At 52.4% G+C, this 8,046-nt stretch carries 7 protein-coding genes; 2 read left to right on the forward strand and 5 right to left on the reverse strand.

The annotated features are described in order from the left end of the window. Positions 1-78: 78 nt before the first annotated feature. Complete coding sequence (locus ABSE13_RS12765; RefSeq protein WP_424028899.1) at positions 79-1,092, reverse strand: 50S ribosomal protein L3; 1,014 nt, start codon at positions 1,090-1,092, stop codon at positions 79-81. Between the two features lie 643 nt (positions 1,093-1,735). Continuing rightward, the gene (locus ABSE13_RS12770; protein WP_424028900.1) at positions 1,736-2,140 is read right to left on the reverse strand and encodes a Tfx family DNA-binding protein; all 405 of its coding nucleotides are present in this window, start codon (positions 2,138-2,140) and stop codon (positions 1,736-1,738) included. Positions 2,141-2,351: 211 nt separating this feature from the next. Between ABSE13_RS12770 and ABSE13_RS12775 the strand changes: the two genes are divergently transcribed. Next, positions 2,352-3,194: a F420-dependent methylenetetrahydromethanopterin dehydrogenase gene (locus tag ABSE13_RS12775; RefSeq protein WP_424028901.1), complete on the forward strand. Its 843-nt coding sequence runs from the start codon at positions 2,352-2,354 to the stop codon at positions 3,192-3,194. A 7-nt stretch (positions 3,195-3,201) separates the two neighbouring features. Here ABSE13_RS12775 and ABSE13_RS12780 read toward each other — a convergent pair whose 3' ends face one another. Together ABSE13_RS12780 and ABSE13_RS12785 are read right to left on the reverse strand one after the other, a co-directional pair. After that, on the reverse strand, positions 3,202-4,131 hold the full coding sequence (locus ABSE13_RS12780; protein WP_424028902.1) for a galactose-1-phosphate uridylyltransferase: 930 nt from the start codon (positions 4,129-4,131) through the stop codon (positions 3,202-3,204). A 150-nt stretch (positions 4,132-4,281) separates the two neighbouring features. Beyond that, on the reverse strand, positions 4,282-5,268 hold the full coding sequence (locus ABSE13_RS12785; protein WP_424028903.1) for a 5,10-methylenetetrahydromethanopterin reductase: 987 nt from the start codon (positions 5,266-5,268) through the stop codon (positions 4,282-4,284). Between the two features lie 345 nt (positions 5,269-5,613). On the opposite strand from ABSE13_RS12785, the gene ABSE13_RS12790 reads away from it, so the two are divergent. Then, positions 5,614-7,899, forward strand: a complete 2,286-nt coding sequence (locus ABSE13_RS12790; protein ID WP_424028904.1) for a tubulin/FtsZ family protein — start codon at positions 5,614-5,616, stop codon at positions 7,897-7,899. Here the strand turns inward: ABSE13_RS12790 and ABSE13_RS12795 are convergent, their stop codons facing one another. After that, positions 7,900-8,043 (reverse strand): NrpR regulatory domain-containing protein, encoded by a 144-nt coding sequence (locus ABSE13_RS12795; protein WP_424028905.1) that lies wholly within the window; start codon positions 8,041-8,043, stop codon positions 7,900-7,902. It lies immediately after the preceding gene. Positions 8,044-8,046: the final 3 nt, after the last annotated feature.

Here is an 8,046-nt window from a genome sequence, read left to right on the forward strand (position 1 = left end):
CTCGGAGAAGATCTCCGGAAGCTCGATGTCCTTGGTGATTCCGCCTTCAAGTGATTTAACCTGTGCTTTCATCTCTGATCATCCCTGCTTGCTCTGGGTGCTCACAAACTGGATTGCCGGCAACTTGACGACATGTTCGCCCTGGCGGATAGCGGGCCTGATACGGATGAGCCGCTTTACCGGGCCGGGGATAGAACCCTTGACAAGAATGTACGGGTTCCTGAGAACACCATAGTGGAGGAAGCCACCGGCGGGGGTGATCTCGCTCGCATTCTCGCTGATCTTTAAGATCCGCTTGTTGAACTCGGTGCGCTGCTGGAATCCCAGCTGACCGATCTGGGGGACCTGCCACCTGACATGGTGGGGGTTCCACGGTCCTAGGGTCCCGAGGTGACGTTCTTTTCCACCAACTGAGTGTTTGCGCTTGCGCAGTGAAATGCCCCAGCGTTTTACGGCACCGTTCGTTCCCTTACCGGTGGTGATTGCAGTAATATCTGCATATGCTCCGGCTTGGATCACGTTGGTGAGCGCAACTTCATTTCCAAGGAGTCCCTGTGCAAACTCGAATATCTTCTTCACATCTGCACCACCGATCTTGATCTCCATAAGATCGGGTACCTTCTTGGGGACACCGGAAAGTGATGCGGGTTGTGTGTATGTTACCGCGTGGATCTCGGCTACAAGTCCGGCAGACAGCGCATCGGTGAACTTCTTCAGCGCGGCTTCCTTGTTGTAGTCCTTTGGCAGGGTGATCCTGCGTCCAAGCACGGTGTCAAGCTGGTCTGCCCAGAGTTCGGTAAATGCATGTTTGCCGTATGTATCCCGGCTGTAGGCACGGATCGCGGCTACTTTCATCATCGGGACTTCAATCACCGTGACGGGCACCATGATCTCTTTGCCTTCGGTTGGACTGCTCTTGTGATCGTCCACCATGATTACATGCGTCATACCTACCTTATACCCGGCAAATCCCTGCAGGATCGGTGCTCCCTCACTAAGAGGCCACGATTGGTATTTCGGGATTGGGCTCTTTGCACGCTTTCTCGGGCTGAATGCAAGAGAACCACGACGTGGTCTGTTTATTTTTGGCATGTGTTGATCAATCCTTTATCTTGCGTGTAGGTTATTCTCATTGCGACACGTTTGAGAGATTAATCCGAGATGTGTGACAATTTTGGCCTGTTTTTTAAGCCAACACGCGACTCAGGGAAACGGATATGCACCGGTAATCATGCAGGCAATCGGAGATTGCCTGCATGATATTCCGATGATGATTACGTTGCCCTGTTCTGGAGATACGTATGAGATTGTACCCATCGCTGTGCCGGTGTGCCCGGCATTCCTGTCTCGCGAAAGAAGATCCTGACAATGACGCATCCACCCGCTGTTCTTACGCAGCAGGGGGAACGGGCTCGTTGCACGAACGTTGGCCCATGCGCCTGATCAGACCTACTCTGTCAGCCTGTTGTGACGGATCACAACTCCCTCTCGGTATACCTTCCCTTGCGGAAAGGTTGACCAATCGAGGTGTACCCACGGCAGAACCGCTGTTCCAGTGTCCGGATGCACGGTTCCGCCGTATGCAGATCCGGACCGGTAAACCGGGCGCTGGATCTGCAGAGGATAACCTCATATCGGCTTCCATTATTATTGCATAAAAGAGGATATAAACATATGCCAGCAATTGGGGGGAAAAACGGGGTATAGGAAGGATTTGATGGATTGGGGAACAGGCTCATCCGAAATACAATTCACCCTGATCGGTGATGTAGACGATAATATCTTCACAGACCGCTCTCGCCTTGCATGCCTGTGATCGGGATTCCCTGAGACGGTTGATAAGGGAGATTGTATCGTATTTCACTTTGATCTTGATCTTTTCCGCTTCTCCAAAGATGATGGCAGGAACATTAAAAAGGTCAGTTCCTGACGGAATAGTACAGAGATGGGTTGCGTCAAGGGTATAAAGGAATTCAAGGGTCTCCTTTGCCCTCCGAATATTCTCCATCGCGCTTTTCTCAATGGTACAGACATTGGCTTTCGAGGTGGAGATGATATCGGCGATCTGCTGCTGGGTCATACCCTGCTTGCGATACCGGAGTACCTCCATCTGGCGATCCGTGAGCAACCCATCCTTCATACAATGAACTTTTCCGTCAGAACTTAAACACTTTTCGTTAACTCGGGCAGGTTACGGGGGAGAACTGTTCCGTTCACTCACATGGGAAATCCATTATATAAGGTAAAAAAATAGTTTTTCCTCTTTTTTACGAGGAAACAAGACATTTCAAAATGTTTATATGAATACCGGGTCATAATAACGTGTTATAAAAAATATCGAGGTGATATAGATGGTTGTTAAAGTAGGCGTTGCAAAATTAGGCAACATTGCAAGTGGTGTAATGGCAGAGCTGCTCCTCGACGAGAGGGCAGACCGTGAAGATATGCAGACATTCATGGCGACCAGCGGCACAAAACTCGAGCCGGCGGATGTTGACCGTGTGGTTTCCAACATGAAGGCATGGAAACCCGACTTCTGTATTGTAGTCTCCCCCAACGGCGTCCTCCCCGGGCCGACTGGTGCCCGTGAACAGCTCGCTGCAGCAGGCATCCCAGTTGTCATCATCACTGATGATGTAACCACGAAAAAGGAGTGGGAAGCCGTCAAGGCCGACACCAAGTTCGGCTACATCATCATGAAGGCAGACTCCATGATCGGTGCACGCCGCGAGTTCCTTGACCCCGTTGAGATGGCCGACTTCAACGGCAACCTTGTCAAAGTGCTGGCACTTACCGGTGCATTCCGCAAGATGCAGCTCGCTCTTGATAAGGTCATCGACCAGGTGAAGGCCGGCAAGAAGGGCACAGAACTTGAGCTCCCGAAGATCATCATGACCACCGACAAGGCTGTCGACGGTGAATTCACCAACCCCTATGCACTCGCAAAGGCCCGCGCTGCCCATGAGATCGCAATGGCGGTTGCAGGTCAGAATGTTAAGGGCTGCTTCATGACCAAGGAATGGGAGAAATACATCCCGATCGTTGCAAGCGCCCACGAAATGATGAAGGTTGCAGCAGCCCTTGGCGATGAGGCCCGCGAACTTGAGAAGGCTGGCGACAGCATTATGCGCAAGCCTCACAAGAAAGACGGCACGCTTGTCTCCAAGAACAAACTCGTTGCAAAATTCGAGTAAATTTTTTTTATTTTTTTCCGTTTCTGTAGAGTGCTCCTATATCCTCAGGCAGTGTCATGATGACCGGCTCGAGGTGCAACCGTTCCATGAATGCCGAATCGCTCGTGGATGAGGGGTTGGGGTTAATCCGGGAAATTATAGAGCAGAACGCCTTGAAGCCATTATCATTTCCCGGGTGGTCAAAAAAGACGGCCAGGTTGAATGCATAGGTCCCGAGTTTCCGGTACAGGGAGATCACGTCAAGGATACCCCGTGCAAGAAGATCAACATACGGCTCCAGTTCGTCTAGAGTAGTGATCGGGAGATATCCGCGGATTTCACGCTCCCCCACCGGTACAGCGTTTGCGGCCCAGACTATCTCCTCACCGGACAGATACCGGTCGGATGCTTTTTCCTCCTCTTTTACTACGTCCCAGTAGCACCTGCCATGCGAGTTCCGGTATTCTTTGCTCACCCCAAGGTACTGCCCGGCAATTCGCGACGGCCTGCTGTCGCACAGTCCCTGCATGTGCGGGTGAACGAGACTTGCTCCTGCTGAAGGGAGAAAATTCCAGTTAATGCTGGGGTAGCCATCATAACGACGAAGTGCCTCGGCCTGGCTCAATAGCCCATCCACGAGCTGCTGCCTGCTGAACATCTCCACGTAATGATCCCGGGTGAGAACGGTAACTACATGGCCCTGTCCGAACGGAAACATATTCGGGAAGGTGACACTTTCACCCCGTATGATCCGCTTGCCATCAGGAAATGGCGGGGTAACCGAAAAAATACGGTCCCTGCAAAAGGGGCAGTCCTCAGGTGCCGGGGGAATAAATGTCTGATGATCTTTATGCCGTTTCGATCGATCAGGGCTGATCCGGCATCGGAACCCGGTGAACTGCTCCTCCCGGAACTGCACTATTCCATTGGGAGTTGAAACTTCGGTGATCGAAAACATTCCGTTCAATGGTATATTTCCGGCGGGAGCTGATAGTCATTTGCCCGACATGGATGATGACTGCCGGAAAATCTTACAGAAATGAAAAAAGGAAAAAATTTTCTGCCAAGGCCTGTTTCGGCTGTATCAGGGCAGTATTGTGTTCTGCGCTTATACAACGTACTTGCCGAGGAGGCGGATGGAGTTGGTCATGTCGGGACCAAGTGGTGAACCGAAGATGATCTGTGTGACGCCTGCCTTGGTGAGGTCTGCGCATTTCTGCTTGACCATCTCAGGGGTTCCGGCGATGGTGAATGCATCGATCTCTTTGTCTCCGACAAGTTCTCCGACCGTCTTGAAGTCGAACTTCCCCAGTGCTGCCTTGATCTTGGCAACATTGTTGAGGTCGAGGCCGTGACGGGTGAGCAGTGCTTCCGGAGAGCCGGCTGCAATGAATGCTGCAACGATCTTGGCTGAATTACGGGCCTTCTTCTCGCTCTGGTCGATTGACATTGCGGTGTATGCACCGATATCAAAGCTTTTCTTGCCGACTTTGTCAGCTGCTGCCTTGATGATCGGGATTGCAATGGCGAAGTCCTTGGGGTTGGATGCGTTGATCAATGCACCGTCGCCGATCCTTCCGGCGAGCTCAAGAACCTTGGGGCCCTGTGCACCGATGTACACCGGGATACCCTTCTTTCCGGGGAGGGTGACACCGGTCAGCTTTGCACCGTCGTAATCGAAGAACTGCATTCCTGACTTCTTGATTTCTTCACCGGCACAGAGCTTGCGGATCTGGACAACGGCTTCTTCGAGGCGTCCGACCGGCTTATCAGGGTTGATTGCCAGCTTCGGGAGCGTGGATAGGTCACCGGGACCGATACCGAGAACTGCACGTCCATCGGAAATCTCGTTCAGCGTGCAGGCAAAGGATGCCATTGCAGCGGGGGTGTCGGTGAAGGCGTTCATGATACCCGGACCCATCTTCAGGGTCGTGGTTGCCTGCGCGATGGCGGCAAGCGTGGGGTAGCAGTGGCGGTTGTTGTAGTGGTTGGTGATCCATGCAAAATCAATGTCTTTGGATTCAGCAAGTTTACAGAAGTTAACAACTTGCTTTACATTGACATTTCCTGGTACGAATTCAATTCCATATGTCAAGGCTTGTTCACCTTATTGAGTATTACCGTACACGCGTTTAAATAAATTATCATTTTACGTTGGCTTCCTGAAGGCATTCGTTCACAAATCACCCATTTTAACGGTTTTTTTGAGGAAACGGACGATGAATCTTCCATAAGCCGGGGCAGACGCAGGATGATCTCCCCATTCAGGAACCATTTGCAGTTTCCCTGATGTCCCCAGCGGGAAACGACCCGGTATAGTCATAGAAAATATTTTTTTCTCTACGTGCTAGTATCCTATAAGATATTGAACTCCGGCCGAACAATACTAGTATTACGGTATACAGCGACCCCGGATCAAACAATTTTATAGGTTAGCGCTATGCGGATAGTGGCAATCGGATTAGGCGGGGCAGGTTGCAGGATAGTTGACAGCCTGTACGTTACAGATAGGCGTAGCAGCAGGGTCGCCTGTATCGAGGCACTTGCGGTGGATGTCGATGAACCGACCCTGCAGAATCTCACCGGTATTCCCCATGCTTCGCGGATCTTCTTCCCGACATTTGATCCGGGCAATGCTGCGGCGTCTGTGGCTTCGGATGCAACAGCAACCATAGATATCGGCGAGATCGTATCAAGGGTCCACAATTTTGAGTCAGGAGAGACAGATGCCATTATCATCTGTTGCGGACTCGGCGGGAGCATGGCAGATATCGCACCGCACGTGATCGCCGGCCTGAGAGCATCGATTGTCGAGCCCATCTTCGGGCTTGTAACCCTTCCCTGCCTTGCCGAAGGCGAGAAGAAATCCGGGAAGGCTGCCGATGATATTGATATCCTGTCACCGCTTCTTGACGGTTTGATATTGTTCGATAATGAGACATGGTATAAAAAGATCCGGGCTGGCCACGCCAAACTGGTAAAAAAAGAGAGAGGCTTTGCCGAAATGCTCGGCTTCGGGAAAAAGGAGCCGGAGATATCGCCTGAACTTGCCACGTATAATCTTCTCAACGAGGCCATAGTCCGCCGGATCAGCCTTATCCTCAAAGCGGGAGAGTTCCGGGCTGACGGGGGGATTGATCTTGCAGAAGTTGTACTGGACTCCGGCGAAGTGCTCAATACCATGAAAGGTATGGGGTTCATCACCATCGGCTATGCCGTGGAGCGACTCCCCAGCAACCCGTTGGCATTCCTGGACCAGCTGAAACCTGCGGGGGTATTCAACGAGGAGGACAAGAAGAGGGCCTCGCGTATTGTGGAGCTGGCCAAACAAGCGATTTATCATGAGATCTCCACACCCTGCGATATGACGAGCGCTCATAAGGCACTGGTACTTGTGGCAGGTCCCTCACATGAACTCTCCATGAAAGGTTTCATGACGGTGAGGAAATGGATTGACCGGAGCATACGGGGTATTGAAACACGGTCGGGGGATTACCCGGTCATGAATACGAAAAATGTCGCAATCATCGTCATGCTCTCGGGCCTTGAGAATATCCCCCGGATCACGGAACTCAGGGAGATCCGTTCCCAGGCCCATTTACCGCCGCAGCGGGAGTCCCTGCAGCAGCGGGTTGCAGGAAAATTACGGGATGATATGATCGTTCTTCCGATGAAAATGGAGAAGGAACAAGACACTGCTCGACCTAAAGCCCGTGACGTGGTCCGCAGCCAGGAACCGCTCCCACCCCCGGAAGTACATGCACCACGGGCAGCCCCGGGAGATGAGACGCCGGTTGCTGAAACCCTTCCGCGATCAGCTGGCCGGAGCCATGCACAAGCCCTGACGGATCAGGTACCTCCCGTGAAACCGCGTGCGGTGGGAGGTGCACACACACCTGCCGGAGGGCAAACGTATCATGCAGGAAAGGAAGATATTGCAAGAGAGATCACGCCGCCCCAGCACCGTCATGTTGTCACGCATACAGGGGAGGGCCCGGGACAACACAGGGTAACCGCCAGCCCCCATGTATCTCGCGAGGTTCACGGACAGAACAATGCATCACCGGCAAAAAGTCCCACGGATACACAGGCACAGGAAGCTGCACGCCGCAGGATTGAACTGGAATTGCAGCGACAGCGGATGATGGCATTCTCCGGCAGCAGGCCAAAACCGGGTGATGATCTCTCCCAGCCCCACCAGGTACATCATCAGCTCGTTCGCCAAAAACAGGAGAGTATACCTGACAAGGCCTCACATCAACATCCGGTTGTACGGGAACCCTCACAGGATATCCCGCTGACACCTGAAACGCGGACTATTATCGTTAAAAAACGGAGCCCTGCCCGTGAGGTAGTTTTGGTACAGGCTCACCGGCTGCCGGATGCGCAACCGGACGAATTACCCCAGGAGAATACACCACCATCACCGGAGTATCCCACCACTCCGGTGTATTCCGCCGGTCCTGAACCCGAAGAGAGACCTGTCACCGTGAAAGACCCGGCGTTCAGGGCAAAAGATGGGATCTTTTCCGGTAAGACCGTCCGCGGGTCACCGATACCGTCAAGCAGGGACCAGTCACTTATTCATACTAACCTCACAAAAAAATCCCACGTGACACCAGATCCCGATGATGCACCCACGGACAACGCTACCGGGACAGGATCAGCCGAAGCCGTAAAACAGGATAAGAAGACCAGGAAACATGATGATATTTCCTGGATCTGATCAGCGGGTTTCCATGATTTTCGAGAACCGTATATTACCGGCTCCGATCTCTGTTTTGATCTCAATACCGTGTTCAACGGCGTTCCCGATATAATTCAGTCCGCTGAACGCCACAATCGAAAGCCGGAAGGGGTTATGGGGCAGGTT

The organism is Methanoregula sp. (assembly GCF_049518935.1).
GTDB lineage: Archaea > Halobacteriota > Methanomicrobia > Methanomicrobiales > Methanospirillaceae > Methanoregula.

Bases quoted from the DNA above. Each gene is read 5' to 3' on its own strand.
- ABSE13_RS12765 (WP_424028899.1), bottom strand. From the start codon at position 1,092: ATGCCAAAAATAAACAGACCACGTCGTGGTTCTCTTGCATTCAGCCCG.
- ABSE13_RS12780 (WP_424028902.1), bottom strand. From the start codon at position 4,131: ATGTTTTCGATCACCGAAGTTTCAACTCCCAATGGAATAGTGCAGTTC.
- ABSE13_RS12790 (WP_424028904.1), top strand. From the start codon at position 5,614: ATGCGGATAGTGGCAATCGGATTAGGCGGGGCAGGTTGCAGGATAGTT.
- ABSE13_RS12775 (WP_424028901.1), top strand. From the start codon at position 2,352: ATGGTTGTTAAAGTAGGCGTTGCAAAATTAGGCAACATTGCAAGTGGT.
- ABSE13_RS12770 (WP_424028900.1), bottom strand. From the start codon at position 2,140: ATGAAGGATGGGTTGCTCACGGATCGCCAGATGGAGGTACTCCGGTAT.